This window comes from Paracoccus sp. (in: a-proteobacteria) (genome assembly GCF_030538495.1).
Classification (GTDB): Bacteria; Pseudomonadota; Alphaproteobacteria; order Rhodobacterales; family Rhodobacteraceae; genus Paracoccus.
Window position 1 is genome coordinate 197,955 of sequence record NZ_JAUNTW010000002.1, and the last position, 14,468, is coordinate 212,422.

The window sequence follows — 14,468 nt, forward strand, 5'->3', positions numbered from 1 at the left end:
TTGCGGCTGTGGTGAACACGGTCTATCTGCTGGCGTAAAAGATCAACAGGAAGGACCGACATGATCGTTATCGCCGCCACCATTATCGGGCTGTTGCTGGGCTGGACGCGCGCCGGACGGCTGGGCGGGAACCGCTGGGACCGGGCGCAATATGCGGCGGTGTTTGCGCTGATCTTTGCCGTTCTGGGCCTGTTTGCCACGATCATCATTCACCGGATGTCGGTCTGATGTTCCTGCCCTTTCTGGACAATCTGCGTCGTCAGGGCGTGCCGGTGTCGCTGCGCGAATGGCTGGACCTGATGGGGGGGATGCAGGCCGGGGTCACGGGGCTGTCGGTCGATGATTTCTATGCCTTTGCGCGGCTGTGTCTGGTCAAAGATGAACGCCATATCGACCGTTTCGACCGGGCGTTTGGGGAAACCTTTTCGGGGCTAGAGACGGTTTCGGTTCAGGATTTGGTGCATGAACAGGCCATTCCCGAAGAATGGCTTCGCAAAATGGCCGAAAAATTCCTGACGGACGACGAAAAGGCCGCCATTCAGGGGTCCGGCAGTTTCGAAGAGCTTATGCGCAAATTGCGCGAACGGCTGGCCGAACAGCAGGGCCGCCATCAGGGCGGGAATAAATGGATTGGCACGGCGGGGACGTCGCCCTTTGGCGCCTATGGCTATAACCCCGAAGGCGTGCGCATTGGCCAGCACGAATCCCGCCACCGGCGCGCGGTCAAGGTGTGGGATAAACGCGAATTTCGGGATTTCGACGATAATGTCGAATTGGGCACGCGGAATATCAAGGTCGCGTTGAAACGCCTGCGCAGTTGGGCGCGGCATGGCGCCGCCGATGAATTGGATTTGCCCGAAACCATCCGCGCCACGGCCGATCACGGCTATATCGACGTAAAAACCCGCCCCGAACGCCGAAACGCGGTGAAGGTGTTGCTGTTTCTGGATGTGGGCGGGTCGATGGATGACCATATCCGCGTGGTCGATGAATTGTTCAGCGCCGCGCGGGCTGAATTCAAACATATGGAACATTTTTATTTCCACAACTGCCTGTATGAAGGCGTTTGGAAAAACAACAATCGCCGCTGGACCGACCAAATCCCGACTTGGGATATTCTGAACCGATTTGGCCGCGATTACAAATGCATCTTTGTTGGGGACGCGTCGATGTCGCCCTATGAAATCGCGGTGCCGGGCGGAGCAAACGAACACTGGAACGACGAAGCCGGTCATGTCTGGCTGCAACGCGCCTGTGACACATGGCCCGATCATATCTGGCTGAACCCGGTGCCGGAAACGCATTGGCCTTATACCCAGTCCATCGGCATGGTGCAGCAGATTTTTGAAAACCGCATGATGCCGATGACGCTGGAAGGGTTGACACGGGCCATGCGAATTCTAGGGTAACGCAGCAGTCGTTTTGTGTGTTTAAGAGTATGAATATGGCCATGATGAGTAAAAAAATATACAATCGTCTTTTGTATAAGATGTTCGACAAAATGCCCTATGACCGCCCATTTGTGTTTGGCGTCGGGTTGTCGAAAACTGCCACCACAACGCTGGCAAGCGCCCTGACGATTTTGGGTTATGATGTGCGTGATAATCCTCCGATTGCCAGGGTTGTGAATGGCGATATTATTATGGATTGGCCGTGGTGGGTGCGCGACTGCAACGCGGTGACGGATCTGTCATCGGCTGCACTGACTCCGCAATTGGTTCAGCATTTCCCGAATGCAAAATTCATCTATACAACGCGCGATATGGATCGGTGGTTGAAAAGCTGTCACAGTCATTTCTCGCCTGAATTGCACGACGCGCGCATTCGTCAAAACAACGAATGGATGAACGAATTATCGGCTGCGGTTTATGGGAATTCGGTGTTCCAAGACCCCGAACCCTTTCGCCAAGCCTATCTGAACCACGATAAGATGATCCGCGAAACGGTGCCGGCGGATCGTTTGCTGGTGGTTGATTTTACCAAAAATCCCGGCTGGGATAATTTATGTTCGTTTTTGGATAAACCCATTCCTGCGCAGGGTTTTCCTCATTCAAATGTCGGCACTTATATCCGCAAAGATGGCTGATCGTTGACGCGGCGCGCATTTGCCGCCACAGTCACCGCATGTTAAGACTGCTGCCGTTCATTCTGCTGGCCCTGTATGTGGTCGTTATGTGGTTTTTTTCCGCATGGCGGATGCGTCAGGATTTAAACCAGAACTCAACGCCCTTGAACCACCCGCGCCTGAACCCGGTGCTGGCGCAGTTGGGCGCGGCGATGAACGCGCCCACCATCCCCGCCCATATTTACGAAGTCGAGGCCGTGAACGGCCTTGCCGTCGCCGATGGCCGCATTTTTCTGACGCGCGGGTTCATCCGCAAACTGGACGCGTGCGAGGTGACGCCAGAGGAACTGGCATCCGTTATCGCGCATGAATTGGGGCATGTCAGTTTGGGCCATTCGCGCCGCCGGATGATTGATTTTGCAGGACAAAACGCCGTTCGTATGGCCTTGGGCGGGCTGTTGGGGCGGTTTATCCCATTCGTTGGCCCGTGGATCGCGACGGTCATTGCCAGCACAATCGCCGCCCGTCTGTCGCGCAACAATGAATACGAGGCCGACACATTCGCCGCCGCCCTGATGATCCGCGCGGGGTTGGGGACGGAACCACAAATATCACTGTTCCGCAAATTATCGGCGAACATGCGCAATCACAGCACGCCCGCATGGCTGATGTCGCATCCGTCGCCCGAAAAACGCATCGCCGCGATTGAATCGCATACCGCACGCTGGCAGGCGCGCTAAGGCTTGCTGTTCCCCGTAAATTAACACATTTACGGCAGGATCAGGGATGCCATGTCAAAAACCTTTCGCCGCCATGTTCTGTATCTGCCGGGATTTGATCCGATCCCGCCCCGCCGCTATCGCGAGCTTTACCGCCGCGAAGGCGCGGAGCAGGCGCGGATTGCGGGCTATGACCTGTCGCTGACGCCGCGTCGGGATGTGCGCTTTGGCTGGCAGGCCCAGACCGACGGCGCGCGCGCCGATATTCAGGTGCTGGTCTGGTCCGATCTGGTGCAGGCGTCGATGACGCGCAGCATCGCCGGAACCTATGCCCAACTGGTGCGGACGGCGTGGGTTTACATTGCGTCAGGGGCGCTGTGGCGGTTGGCGCGGCTGCGGCGCGGGCCGGTTCTGGCGGCGCTCTATCCGATCATCGTGCTGCTGGCGCAGATGATCGTCGCGGCCTTGGCGGCATGGGGCGCGGCGCAGATCGGACTGTGGTTGGCGGTGCCGGTGTTTATCGGGGCGATGCTGATCTGGCGCCGGCTGGATCACCGGATTTTCGCCTATTACCTGATGCATGATTACGCGTTCACCGCCGAACATCGCGGCGCTTATCCCCCTGAATTGGAACAACGTTTGCGCGAATTTCGGGTCACGCTGCGTGACGCGCTGTCGGATAACGTGGACGAAGTTCTGATCGTCGGTCATTCATCCGGGGCCTATCTGGCGGTGTCGCTGCTGGCCGATCACCTGCGCGATGCCCCGCCGGGGGGACCGGCACTGTCGCTGTTGACGCTGGGGCATGTCGTGCCGATGGCGTCGTTTCTGCCCCGCGCGGACCGGTTGCGCGCGGATTTGGCGTTCCTTGGGCGCAGCGACCGGCTGTTCTGGCTGGACGTGACCGCGCCGGGGGACGCCTGTTGTTTCGCGCTGTGCGATCCGGTGGCGGTCAGCGGTGCGGGCGGGCCGGATCAACGCGCGCCTTTGGTGATTTCGGCGGCCTATCGTCAAAACCTGTCCCCGGAACGGCAACACGCCATGCGGCATCGCTGGTTCCGGCGGCATTTTCAATATCTGTGCGCCTTTGATCGGCCTGAAAACTATGACTATTTCGCGATCACAGCGGGAGGGCTGACGCTGGCGGATCGCTATGCCGGGCGCGACCATTCCCCCGGCCGAATCATAGGGGCGCCATGACACCCCCCCGCCCCATCGGCACCACCGGGCGCAGCACTCTGCGCGGCCTGATCGCCGGGTTTCGCAACGACCTGTTATCGGCGCTGCCCGAACGGCTGTATCGCGGCTGGATGGCGGAATTTCGCGCGCCCTTCGTTCACAGTTTTTTCTGCAACGACCCCGAGCTGGTGCGGCGCATCCTGAACGACCCGGACCAGTTCCCGAAATCCATGCTGATGCGCGAAGGTCTGGCCCCCCTGCTGGGCAATGGCGTGTTCATCAGCAACGGCGCGGATTGGGCGCAGCAACGCCGCATCATCGACCCCGCATTTCAGGGCGGGCGCATCCGCGACACGCTGCCCGCGATCTGGGCGGCGGCGGATGCGACGGTTGCGCGGCTGTCCGATGGCGAAACCGATATCGAACCCGTGGCCGCCCATGCCGCCGCCGATGTGATTTTCCGCGCGCTGTTTTCCATCCCGATCAGCGACGACATCGCCGGGCAGGTCTTTGCCGCGTTTCAGGCGCATCAGCGGGCGCAACCCTTGGTTAACATCGCGGCTTTGGTGCCATGGCCCCGCTGGTTGCCGCGCCCCCATTCGCGGCGCACCCGCGACACCGCGGCCCGTATCCGCGCGCTGATTGACCGGCTGGTGACGGATCGGCAGGCGGCAATTGACGCAGGCGACGCCCCCGATGATCTGGCGACGCGGATTATGACCACGTCTGATTCGGAAACCGGACGCTGTTTCACGCGGGCCGAGATGGTCGATCAGGTCGCGGTGATGTTTCTGGCCGGGCATGAAACCAGCGCATCGGTGCTGGCTTGGGCGCTGTGGCTTTTGGCCGCGCATCCCGATTGGCAGGCGAAAATCGCGGCCGAGGCGGCGACCCTGACCCCCGACATGGCGGCCCTGTCGCGGATGCCGGCGACGCGCGCGGTGTTTCGTGAAACGCTGCGCCTCTATCCCGGCGTGGCGATGTTCACGCGCGCAGCGGGGCGCCGCCAGACATTCCGCGACCGCCGCGTGCCGCGCGGTGCGCAGTTAACCATTTCGCCCTGGCACCTGCACCGGCATCAACGGCTGTGGGATCGCCCCGATGATTTCGACCCGGCCCGTTGGGACAACCCCGCCGGTCAGGACAGCGCGCGCCATGCCTTTATCCCGTTTTCCGCCGGTCCGCGCGCCTGCCCCGGAGCGGGCTTAGCCATGGCCGAGGGCGTCATTATGCTGGCACGGATCGTCGGCGCGTTTCACCTGTCACCGGGGTCGCGCGCGCCCATGCCGGTGCTGCGCTTGACGCTGCGATCGCGCGACGGCATCCTGATTACGTTACGCAAACGGGCCACGGAATGAACATCGTTCACCAGATTTGCGCTGCTCTGCCGGGGGCCGAGGTCAGCGACCCTTGGGGGGACGGGCATGACTGTTGGAAAATCGGCGGCAAGATGTTCGCCGTGACCGGCGCGGTTGACCGCCGCGTCAGCGTGAAAACCGACAGCATCGAGATGGCAGAAACCCTGATTTCCGCCGGTCTGGCCGAACGCGCGCCCTATCTGCACCGCAGTTGGGTTGCTCTGCCCGCCGATACGGCACCAGATGAATTAACCCACCGCATCCATGCCAGCTACCGCATCATCCGCGCGGGACTGACCCGCAAGGCGCAGGCCGCCCTGCCCCCGTTTCCTTAACGAAACAGGATCAGCGACCCCGGCGACCACGCCAGCCGCACCCGCGTGCCGACATCCTGCACGTCGCGCCCAAAGACGTTGCGCATCGAAATCCGCACCGGCGGCACACGCGCGCCATCCGTCCCCGGCAGCCGCAAATCGTAATAGGTCATGTCGCCGTAATAGACCACTTCGTCGATCACAGCCTCGGTTTCGCGCGGTTGGGTGTGGGGCTGACCGGCGGCAACGATGGTCATGGTTTCCGGGCGGAACCCGATCATCGGGCCGTCATCATCGGCATTGGCGCGGCTGATCTGACGCTGGGGCAGTTCGACCACGCCCAAACCCGGCACATCGGCCATAACCATATCGCCCGTTTCACCGGTGATCCGCGCGGGCAGGAAATTCATCACCCCGATAAAATCCGCCACGCGACGGCTGACCGGGCGGGCATAGAGCGCCTCGGGTCCGTCAAGCTGGGCGATTTCGCCGTCAAACATCACGGCGATGCGGTCGGACATCACCAAGGCCTCTTCCTGATCATGGGTGACCAGAACGAAGGTGATCCCGACCTGCCGTTGCAGTTTGATCAGTTCCACCTGCATCTGTTCGCGCATCTTGCGATCCAGTGCCGACAGGGGTTCGTCCAGCAACAAGACCTTGGGCTTCAGGATCAGCGCGCGGGCCAGTGCCACCCGCTGACGCTGCCCCCCCGACAGGGCATGCGCCGCGCGTGTGCCGTAACCCTTTAGCCCGACCATGGTTAACGCCTGTTCAACCGCCGCAGCTTTTTCCGCTTTGCTGCGCGGATCGCGGCGCAGGCCAAAGGCCACGTTTTCCGCCACCGTCAGATGCGGGAAAATCGCATAGGATTGGAACACCATATTCGTGGGGCGCTTGTTCGCCGGCACGTCCTGCATGGATTTGCCGTCGATCAGCACCACCCCGCTGCCAATATCTTCGAACCCCGCAATCGTGCGCAGCAGCGTGGTTTTGCCGCAACCCGACGGCCCCAGCAGCGAAAAAAATTCGCCCGAATTGATGGTCAGATCAATCCCGCGCAGGGCGTGATAATCGCCATAATATTTGTGCAGATCCTGACATTCGATCATCGGTTTTGCGGGCATCGGTTTCGTGGGCGTTTGGGTCACACCAATCCTCCGGTCGGGGAACCGCCGATTCGGGCATTGCCACGGCGGCGGAAATATTCGCCAATCGCCAACAGAACGACGGACAGTACAACCAGCACCGTCCCAAGCGCCATGATGACAGGAATGGCGCGCGGGAACCGCAGCTGGCTAAAGATATAGGTCGGCAAGGTCGGTTCATTGCCCGCCAAAAAGAACGCGATGATGAATTCATCCAGACTGATTGTGAATGAAATCAACAGCGAACTGATAATTCCCGGCATCACCAAGGGCAGCGTGACCAGACGAAAGGCGCCCAGACGGGTTTCGCCCAGATCATAGGCGGCCTCCTCTAGTGATTTATCAAGGCTGGAGAACGCCGTCGATAAAATCGCAATCGCATAGGGCATACAAATCAGCGTATGGCCGACAATCACTGTCAGGATCGACAGTTGCACGCCCACGCCCAACAGCACCACCAACAGCGACATCGCGACGATGATTTCGGGCAGCACCATGGGCAGCATGATGAAGCCCATCATCGGACCCTTGGCCGGCCATTCATACCGAGTCGAGGCCCGCGCCGCGAACACGCCCAGACAGGTGGCGAACACCGCCGCCGACACCGCAATGGTCAGCGAATTGGTTAACGCGCGGCGCAGCGTGGCGTTGCCCCACATCTGCGCGAACCAATCGGTCGTAAACCCTTGCAACGGAAAGGCAATCACCGTGCCGGAATTGAACGCAAAGATCGGCAGCAGCAGGATCGGCGCGTATAAAAACAGCAGATATAACAGGGCATAGGCTTGCAGCCCCCGGCCTTTTGATCGCGCGCTCATTGCCGGACCTTTAGGAAACGACGGTTCAGGAACAGGAACAGCAGGCTGGCCACAGCGACCAGAAACATCGTCGTGACGGCCAATGCAGATCCCAGCGGGCGGTTTGCCAGACCCAGCATTTCTTTCTGTATCAGGTTGGAAATCATCGGGATTTTGCCGCCGCCAATCACCGTCGGCGTGACGTAATCACCAATGGTCGGGATGAACACGATCAGCACCGCCGCCACGACCCCCGGCATTGCCAGCGGCAGCGTCACCCGGAAAAAGGTCATCGCGCGGCTTTCGCCCAGATCGCGCCCGGCCTCTAACAGCGAACGGTCGATTTTTTCCAAGGCGATAAAGATCGGCAAAATTGCAAAGGGCGCATAGGCATGGGCCAATGTGATCACAATTGCGTTCACGTTATACAGAATAAAGGTCAGCGGTTCGTCGATAATCCCCAATCCCGTCAGTGTCGAATTGACCACGCCGTTATAGCCCAAAATCACTTTCCACAGGAACACCCGGATCAGATAGCTGGTCCAGAACGGAATCGTAATCAGGAACAGCCACAGCGCCTTGCGTTCGGGGCGCACCATGAAACTGACGTAATAGGCCACCGGAAAGGCCAGAACGACCGTGACCAGCGTCACCACGCCCGCGACGGTGAAGGATCGCAGCATGATCACCCACACAATCGGGTCGTTGAACACCTGAGCATAGTTGGCCAGCGTGAATTCCCGCACAACGCGCAGATAATCATTGGTCAAAAAGCTATAGGCAAAGATCGTCAGCAGCGGCGCCGCCAGAATCAGCAACGCATAAACAAAGGGTGGCGCGATCAGCGTCAGCCCTGTGCGTGCTTGTGAATCAATGCGTTGCGCCATATGCGCCTGCCCCGTCAGTCCTCGTTCAGGTCAATTCCTGTCACAGCCTGCGCGTTTCGAAAAGGGGGTTTTCGCAGTTATGGTGAATGTTGTGTTAACGCCACCAGCGACCCGTCATCGCCAGACGCGCCAATGATGCGCGGCGTTGAAACGGCGTCACCTGCGGCGTGTCCTGATAGGCGTCCACCCGCCCCGCCGCGATTTCCGACAGCAGCCGCGACACGCGCGGGCCGGGATACAGCGCCGCTGCCGCACTGGCCGGGATTTTGCGCCGCAGATGGCTGGCCGCGCGGAACGCATCGCGGGCGTGACTGGCCAGCTCGCGCGGCGCATCATCAGGCGCGCCGTCCAGGCCCAAGCCCATGGCCTGCAATTGCGGCAGCGCGCGCAGCCACGCGGTTAACCCCGCCCCGCGCGCTTGCTGGGCCACAGCCTCGGCCGTGCTGTCAGGGGCGCCGCAACGACGCGCGGCCAACGACATTAAAGAACTCGCCGTTTTATAAACATATTCAATAACCTGATCGACATTCTTAAATGGCTGACGTTCGCAATCGCGGTGCCGCGCATGGGCCAGCGGCACCATCTGCCCTGCGCCGTCGCCCCATGCCTCCCATAACGGCGTTAACACATCATGCAGAGGGGGCGCGACGCCGCGGCCCATTTCCTCCAGCCGATCGGCCCACCATTGCAACCGGATTTCTGACAGCATCGGTTCCGCCGACTGAAACGGGGCGCGCGCAATTTCCAGATTCAGCGCATAGAGCGTCACCAAAGCCGCCCGGTCGTCCGGGCGCGCGGTCAGGACGGCTCCGAAACGGTCGGGGTCGTCGCTGCGCAAACGGTCAGTGCAGATATCGAGCGTCACGACAGATCGCGCGCCAAAGCGGCCAGCCCGTCCGCGTCAAAACCCGGAGCCAGCGACCATTCTGCGCCCTGCGCCGTATCCTTAACCACGACGCCGACCGCCGCGAAACCGTCGCGGATCGCGTCGGAACGGGCAAAGTCGCGGGCTTTGCGGGCCTCTGTGCGCGCGGTCAACAGCGCGTCGATCAGCGCCGCCGCGTCATCGCCTGCTTGCGCCCAGTCGCCCATTCCCGGCAGCAACAGCCCCAACATCCGCGCACTGGCCAACAGCGCCGACGCCTGCCCGCGCGACGCCAGATCATGCAGCGCCGCAATCGCGCCCGCCGTGTTCAGATCATCCGACAGCGCATCCACAACCGCCGCCACCGGGGCCGCATCCGGGGTCACGCCGTGGGTCAGATCGTGCCAGCGGCGCAGGGTGGCCTCGGCCTCGGCGGCTTTGGTCGCGGTCCAGTCCATCGGCTTGCGATAATGGGTGGACAGCATGACGAAACGGATCACCTCGGGCGGGACGCCCTGATCCAGCAGGTCGCGGACGGTAAAGAAATTGCCCAGCGATTTGGACATTTTCTTACCCTCGACCTGCAACATTTCGTTGTGCAACCAAATGCTTGCAAAGCCGTGGCCGGGATGGGCGCAGCAGCTTTGCGCGATTTCGTTTTCGTGATGCGGGAACAGCAGGTCGATGCCGCCGCCGTGAATATCAAAGGCCGGTCCCAGCAATTCCGCCGACATGGCCGAACATTCGATATGCCAGCCCGGACGCCCGCGCCCCCACGGGCTGTCCCACCCCGGCAGATCATCGGTCGAGGGTTTCCACAGCACAAAATCCATCGGGTCGCGTTTATAGGGCGCGACCTCGACCCGCGCGCCGGCGATCATGTCATCGACCGAACGCCCTGAAAACGCACCATATTCCGGGAATGACCGGACATCGAACAGCACATGCTCATCGGCGGCATAGGCATGGCCGCGTTCGATCAGGTCTGAAATCATCGTGATCATCTGCGGGATAAAATCCGTCGCGCGGGGTTCGTGATCGGGCCGCGCGGCGCCCAAGGCGTCCATGTCGTCGTGATACCAGCCGATTGTCTCTTCGGTCCGCTGGGTCACCAGTTCTTCCAAGCTTCCGGGGGCGCCTGCGGCTTTGCGGCGCTGCGCCTCGGCGTTGATTTTGTCGTCAACATCGGTGAAGTTCCGCACATAAGTCACGGATGTTTCACCATAAACATACCGCAGCAAACGCACCAGCACGTCAAAGACCAAAACCGGACGCGCATTGCCCAGATGCGCGCGATCATAGACCGTCGGCCCGCACAGATACAGCCGCACATTGCCCGCATCAATCGGGGTCAGCACCTGTTTTTGCCGGGTGCGGCTGTCGGTCAGGCGGATGGTCATTGCGGCCTCTTGCTTTGGTTTGGCGGTGTTTAGCGCATCGGCCCGTGGCTTTCCACCCAGTCAATCAGCGCGGGCAGGCTGTGCCGCCGCAGGTCATAGCCGTTCACGATGGTGTCGCGCGCCGCCGCGCGGATACGACCCGCCTGCGGATCGCCCGACAGCCCATGGATCAGCGCCGCCGACAGCGCCGGGATGTCGAAAAACGGCACCAGCCGCCCGTTCTCGCCGTCCCGGATCAGTTCGCGCACCGGGTCGGTGTCGGACGCCACGATATAGCCCCCCGCCGCCATGGTCTCTGTCAGAGACCACGACAAAACAAAGGGATAGGTCAGATAACAATGCACCCGCGCCAGTTGGATCAGCGCCAGATAATCGCCATAAGGAACGCGCCCCAGAAAATGCACGCGCGACAGATCCAGCCGCTCACCCAGTTCGGCCAGCATTTTCGCGCGCCATGTCGCGGCGTCCTTGGGCGCGCCGCCATAGCTGGTCCCGTCACCGCCGACCAGCACGATCTGCGCATCCGGACGCGCGGCCAGCACATCGGGCAGCGCGCGCATAAAGACGTGAAACCCGCGATAAGGTTCCAGCGACCGCGACACGAAACTGACCACCTCATCCCCCGCGCGCAGGGTCTGGCCATTCGGCAGGGTCAGCGTGGCATCGGGGTTGGGACAGACGCGGTCGGTGTCAATTCCATCATGTATCACGCTGATTTTATGCGCCAATTCCGGCGGAAAGCTGCCCGCCTGATACCGCGTCGGCGACAGCGCCGCGTCGGCCTGAACCAGCGATTGAATCAAATGCGCTGACCGCGCGACCGTCATCATCCGCGCATCATCGCCGCCGTCGCTGATTTCGGGGTCAAAGCCCACATCATGGCCGCGCGTACGATACATCAGTTCGGCATAAACCAACAGCTTGGCATCGGGCCAAATCTCGCGCAGAAACAGGGTTTCGCCCCAGCCGGGATGCCCGAAAATCACGTCGGGCGTGAATCCGTGCCGGTCGCGCAGCGCCCGCGCCCCTCGCGCCGCCATCAGCCCGCGTTCGGCAAAATCCGAATAGGTCCGGCCCAGAGCGCCGTCGGTCTGAACCGCACGCGGCGCCCGATACCGCACAACCTGCACATCGGACGGGCGTTGATTGTGCTGATCGGTCAGGGCCAGCACCTGATGCCCCCGCGCGGCCAAAGCCGGGGCAAGATGCGGAAACTGGCCGGGAAAATTCTGATGTACAAATAAGATGCGCATGAAATCCTTGTCGCAAACGCTATCCCGGAACGCAAGCGGGCGGCCCCGATTCGTGGTCAGATGATCCGCGACGGACAACAGCCATGGGTTTGGGAAAGCGGCGCTACCCCCTGCCCCAATTCTTTTCGGTCAGCGTGAACACAATAATCGACGCGACAACGCAGGCTGTGAATAAATACATCCCCCACGCGACATTCACATGGCCCAGCCCTATTCCTTTGAAGATCAGAATATACAGCGAGATCAGGAAAATATCGGCCATGGCGAATTTACCCGCCCATGCCAGTATGGGCGACAGTTTCGGTGACATCAGGTCAAACTGAATCAATGCGACCCCGATTGTTTTCAGCATCGGAAAGAATATCGCCGCCGCCGTCACGACAAGCGCCAAAACCGCCGATGATGCCCACAGCGCCTGAAGCCCGGATATAATCGTTACCGTGTCCAATTCAAACAGCGTGCGTTCCGTAAACGGAATCCGTCGCGGGCGCAGCAGCCCCGTATGCAGCAACGGCATAAACCATGATACTGGAAACAGGATCAGCAAAGACAAATTTGCAATGCGCAGGGTGGTTTTCATAAAGCCCCCGGAAAAACAAACGCCGCACCCAAGGCGCGGCGTTGTTATGGCAGGACGTGGAAAATCAGTTATCCATCTTCAGCGCCTGAATAAACGCCGTTTGCGGGATTTCGACTTTGCCGAACTGGCGCATCTTTTTCTTACCCGCTTTTTGCTTTTCCAGCAGCTTTTTCTTACGCGTCGCGTCGCCGCCGTAACATTTGGCGGTCACGTCTTTGCGCATCGCAGACAGGGTTTCGCGGGCAATCACGCGCGCGCCAATCGCGGCCTGAATGGGGATTTTGAACATATGGCGGGGGATCAGCTCTTTCAGCTTTTCCACCATGACGCGGCCACGGGATTCGGCGCGGTCGCGGTGAACCATAATCGACAAGGCGTCAACGGGTTCATCATTCACCAGGATCGACATTTTGACCAGATAATCTTCGCGATATTCGCTGATCTGATAATCAAACGACGCATAGCCTTTGGTCACCGATTTCAGGCGGTCATAGAAATCAAACACGACCTCGGCCAGTGGCAAATCATAAACCGCCATGGCGCGCGACCCGGCATAGGTCAGATCCATCTGAATACCGCGCCGATCCTGACACAGTTTCAACACATCGCCCAGATATTCATCGGGAACCATAATCGTGGCTTTGATCCGCGGTTCTTCGATATGGTCCACATGGGTCAGGTCGGGCATATCGGCGGGGTTGTGCAGATCGCGCACCTCTCCGTCGCGCATATGCAGTTTGAACACCACCGACGGCGCGGTCGTAATCAGATCCAGATCATATTCGCGTTCCAGACGGTCGCGGATCACCTCAAGATGCAGCAGCCCCAGAAAACCGCAGCGGAACCCAAACCCAAGCGCGGCCGAGGTTTCCATTTCGTAACTGAACGACGCGTCATTCAGGGCCAGCTTTTCGATGGCGTCGCGCAGGGCCTCGAAATCATTGGCATCGACGGGGAAAAGACCACAGAACACAACGGGTTGCGCGGGTTTGAACCCCGGCAGCGCCGCATCCGCTGGTTTGCGTTCATGGGTGATCGTGTCGCCCACGCGGGTATCGCGCACCTGTTTGATCGACGCGGTGAACACGCCGATTTCGCCCGGTCCCAGTTCCTCAATATCCCGCATGGCGGGGGTCAGAACGGCCAGCTTGTCCAACCGATAGGTCGCGCCGGTCTGCATCATTTTGACCTGATCGCCCTTGCGGATGACGCCATCCATGACCCGAATCATGACGACAACGCCCAGATAGGGGTCATACCAGCTGTCCACCAGCATCGCCTTCAACGCCGCGTTGCGGTCGCCGGTCGGGGCGGGCAGACGGGTGACAATCGCTTCCAAAACGTCGGGGATGCCAAGGCCGGTTTTGGCAGAAATCGGGATCGCCTCGGACGCGTCAATGCCGATCACGTCTTCGATCTGGGCCTTTACGCGGTCGGGTTCCGACGCGGGCAGGTCAATTTTGTTCAGCACCGGCACGATGTCATGATCGGCGTCAATCGCCTGATAGACATTGGCCAGGGTCTGCGCCTCGACCCCTTGGGTGGCGTCCACGACCAACAGCGACCCTTCGACCGCGCGCATGGACCGGCTGACCTCATAGGCAAAGTCAACGTGACCCGGCGTGTCGATCAGGTTCAGAATATAGGTGTTCCCATCCTTGGCCGGATAGGAAATGCGCACGGTGTTCGCCTTGATCGTGATGCCGCGTTCGCGTTCAATATCCATGCTGTCCAGCAGCTGGGATTTCATGTCGCGTTCGGCAACCGTGCCGGTCAGCTGAATCAGCCGGTCGGCAAGCGTGGATTTACCGTGGTCAATATGGGCCACGATCGAGAAATTGCGGATCAATGAAAGGTCGGTCATAGGCGGGCTTTACACGGCGAAAGGGCGGCGGAAAAGGGC

At 60.5% G+C, this 14,468-nt stretch carries 15 protein-coding genes; 7 read left to right on the top strand and 8 right to left on the bottom strand.

Translation table 11 applies throughout. The features are described 5' to 3' along the window. Positions 1 to 60: 60 nt before the first annotated feature. From Q4G20_RS02550 to Q4G20_RS02580, 7 genes are read left to right on the top strand one after another with little or no spacing between them, the layout of a single operon-like run. The gene (locus Q4G20_RS02550) at positions 61 to 228 is read left to right on the top strand and encodes a hypothetical protein (protein WP_303341763.1); all 168 of its coding nucleotides are present in this window, start codon (positions 61 to 63) and stop codon (positions 226 to 228) included. Then, on the top strand, positions 228 to 1,409 hold the full coding sequence (locus Q4G20_RS02555; RefSeq protein ID WP_303341764.1) for a VWA domain-containing protein: 1,182 nt from the start codon (positions 228 to 230) through the stop codon (positions 1,407 to 1,409). Before Q4G20_RS02550 ends, Q4G20_RS02555 begins: the two co-directional genes overlap by 1 nt. 29 nt (positions 1,410 to 1,438) lie before the next feature. Then, positions 1,439 to 2,086 (top strand): sulfotransferase family protein, encoded by a 648-nt coding sequence (locus Q4G20_RS02560; protein WP_303341765.1) that lies wholly within the window; start codon positions 1,439 to 1,441, stop codon positions 2,084 to 2,086. A gap of 38 nt (positions 2,087 to 2,124) precedes the next feature. Beyond that, positions 2,125 to 2,805 (top strand): M48 family metallopeptidase, encoded by a 681-nt coding sequence (locus tag Q4G20_RS02565; protein ID WP_303341766.1) that lies wholly within the window; start codon positions 2,125 to 2,127, stop codon positions 2,803 to 2,805. Between the two features lie 51 nt (positions 2,806 to 2,856). Beyond that, positions 2,857 to 3,984 carry a hypothetical protein gene (locus tag Q4G20_RS02570; RefSeq protein WP_303341767.1) on the top strand — a complete coding sequence of 376 codons (1,128 nt, stop codon included), beginning with the start codon at positions 2,857 to 2,859 and terminating at the stop codon, positions 3,982 to 3,984. Continuing rightward, positions 3,981 to 5,321 carry a cytochrome P450 gene (locus Q4G20_RS02575; protein WP_303341768.1) on the top strand — a complete coding sequence of 447 codons (1,341 nt, stop codon included), beginning with the start codon at positions 3,981 to 3,983 and terminating at the stop codon, positions 5,319 to 5,321. Before Q4G20_RS02570 ends, Q4G20_RS02575 begins: the two co-directional genes overlap by 4 nt. Continuing rightward, positions 5,318 to 5,656, top strand: a complete 339-nt coding sequence (locus tag Q4G20_RS02580) for an MmcQ/YjbR family DNA-binding protein (RefSeq protein WP_303341769.1) — start codon at positions 5,318 to 5,320, stop codon at positions 5,654 to 5,656. Before Q4G20_RS02575 ends, Q4G20_RS02580 begins: the two co-directional genes overlap by 4 nt. On the opposite strand, the gene Q4G20_RS02585 is transcribed toward Q4G20_RS02580, so the two are convergent. From Q4G20_RS02585 to lepA, 8 genes are all read right to left on the bottom strand, one after another. Then, on the bottom strand, positions 5,653 to 6,762 hold the full coding sequence (locus Q4G20_RS02585; protein WP_303341901.1) for an ABC transporter ATP-binding protein: 1,110 nt from the start codon (positions 6,760 to 6,762) through the stop codon (positions 5,653 to 5,655). The genes Q4G20_RS02580 and Q4G20_RS02585 overlap by 4 nt on opposite strands. Before the next feature lie 20 nt (positions 6,763 to 6,782). Next, on the bottom strand, positions 6,783 to 7,601 hold the full coding sequence (locus Q4G20_RS02590) for an ABC transporter permease (RefSeq protein WP_303341770.1): 819 nt from the start codon (positions 7,599 to 7,601) through the stop codon (positions 6,783 to 6,785). Further along, positions 7,598 to 8,467: an ABC transporter permease gene (locus Q4G20_RS02595; RefSeq protein ID WP_303341771.1), complete on the bottom strand. Its 870-nt coding sequence runs from the start codon at positions 8,465 to 8,467 to the stop codon at positions 7,598 to 7,600. The genes Q4G20_RS02590 and Q4G20_RS02595 overlap by 4 nt, the downstream gene beginning before the upstream one ends. A 94-nt stretch (positions 8,468 to 8,561) precedes the next feature. Next, positions 8,562 to 9,332 carry a squalene/phytoene synthase family protein gene (locus Q4G20_RS02600; protein ID WP_303341772.1) on the bottom strand — a complete coding sequence of 257 codons (771 nt, stop codon included), beginning with the start codon at positions 9,330 to 9,332 and terminating at the stop codon, positions 8,562 to 8,564. Beyond that, positions 9,329 to 10,732: a cysteine--tRNA ligase gene (gene cysS, locus Q4G20_RS02605; RefSeq protein ID WP_303341773.1), complete on the bottom strand. Its 1,404-nt coding sequence runs from the start codon at positions 10,730 to 10,732 to the stop codon at positions 9,329 to 9,331. The genes Q4G20_RS02600 and cysS overlap by 4 nt, the downstream gene beginning before the upstream one ends. Before the next feature lie 29 nt (positions 10,733 to 10,761). Continuing rightward, complete coding sequence (locus tag Q4G20_RS02610) at positions 10,762 to 11,985, bottom strand: glycosyltransferase (RefSeq protein WP_303341774.1); 1,224 nt, start codon at positions 11,983 to 11,985, stop codon at positions 10,762 to 10,764. A 103-nt stretch (positions 11,986 to 12,088) separates the two neighbouring features. Next, a complete protein-coding gene (locus Q4G20_RS02615) occupies positions 12,089 to 12,565 on the bottom strand; it encodes a paraquat-inducible protein A (protein WP_303341775.1) in 477 nt (158 codons plus the stop codon). Between the two features lie 64 nt (positions 12,566 to 12,629). Further along, a complete protein-coding gene (gene lepA, locus Q4G20_RS02620; protein ID WP_303341776.1) occupies positions 12,630 to 14,429 on the bottom strand; it encodes a translation elongation factor 4 in 1,800 nt (599 codons plus the stop codon). Positions 14,430 to 14,468: the final 39 nt, after the last annotated feature.

Bases quoted from the DNA above. Each gene is read 5' to 3' on its own strand.
- Q4G20_RS02550 (WP_303341763.1), top strand. From the start codon at position 61: ATGATCGTTATCGCCGCCACCATTATCGGGCTGTTGCTGGGCTGGACG.
- Q4G20_RS02555 (WP_303341764.1), top strand. From the start codon at position 228: ATGTTCCTGCCCTTTCTGGACAATCTGCGTCGTCAGGGCGTGCCGGTG.
- Q4G20_RS02560 (WP_303341765.1), top strand. From the start codon at position 1,439: ATGAATATGGCCATGATGAGTAAAAAAATATACAATCGTCTTTTGTAT.
- Q4G20_RS02565 (WP_303341766.1), top strand. From the start codon at position 2,125: ATGTTAAGACTGCTGCCGTTCATTCTGCTGGCCCTGTATGTGGTCGTT.
- Q4G20_RS02570 (WP_303341767.1), top strand. From the start codon at position 2,857: ATGTCAAAAACCTTTCGCCGCCATGTTCTGTATCTGCCGGGATTTGAT.
- Q4G20_RS02575 (WP_303341768.1), top strand. From the start codon at position 3,981: ATGACACCCCCCCGCCCCATCGGCACCACCGGGCGCAGCACTCTGCGC.
- Q4G20_RS02580 (WP_303341769.1), top strand. From the start codon at position 5,318: ATGAACATCGTTCACCAGATTTGCGCTGCTCTGCCGGGGGCCGAGGTC.
- Q4G20_RS02585 (WP_303341901.1), bottom strand. From the start codon at position 6,762: ATGCCCGCAAAACCGATGATCGAATGTCAGGATCTGCACAAATATTAT.
- Q4G20_RS02590 (WP_303341770.1), bottom strand. From the start codon at position 7,601: ATGAGCGCGCGATCAAAAGGCCGGGGGCTGCAAGCCTATGCCCTGTTA.
- Q4G20_RS02595 (WP_303341771.1), bottom strand. From the start codon at position 8,467: ATGGCGCAACGCATTGATTCACAAGCACGCACAGGGCTGACGCTGATC.
- cysS (WP_303341773.1), bottom strand. From the start codon at position 10,732: ATGACCATCCGCCTGACCGACAGCCGCACCCGGCAAAAACAGGTGCTG.
- Q4G20_RS02610 (WP_303341774.1), bottom strand. From the start codon at position 11,985: ATGCGCATCTTATTTGTACATCAGAATTTTCCCGGCCAGTTTCCGCAT.
- Q4G20_RS02615 (WP_303341775.1), bottom strand. From the start codon at position 12,565: ATGAAAACCACCCTGCGCATTGCAAATTTGTCTTTGCTGATCCTGTTT.
- lepA (WP_303341776.1), bottom strand. From the start codon at position 14,429: ATGACCGACCTTTCATTGATCCGCAATTTCTCGATCGTGGCCCATATT.